This window comes from Dellaglioa sp. CoH-57-MRSF-22 (assembly GCF_056781895.1).
Genome location: NZ_JBXAXT010000295.1, coordinates 1 through 229 on the forward strand (window position 1 = coordinate 1; position 229 = coordinate 229).

At 54.1% G+C, this 229-nt stretch carries 1 protein-coding gene; it reads right to left on the reverse strand.

The window, feature by feature from the left end; translation table 11 throughout:
- Nucleotides 1-229 (reverse strand): hypothetical protein (locus AC1RPR_RS09135; protein ID WP_481763632.1); only part of this gene is annotated, 229 nt, incomplete at both ends.

Genomic DNA, 229 nt, shown 5'->3' on the forward strand with positions numbered 1-229 from the left:
GCTCCTGAAGATTTGCCTTCAGTGCAGCCTGAATAACAGCCAACCGGCGATTGCCCTCGATCATGTCTTCCACGAAATACCAAGGGGCGCTCTTCGCTTTGTTGATAACATCGACTTGTGCGTTCACCACCGCGATCTGCGCTGCCTCATCGATTCGGAGCTTCCGGATACGGCGGCGCAGTGCCGCGACTTTGAAATGCTTGGTGACTTTTTCGAACATGGGAACCTC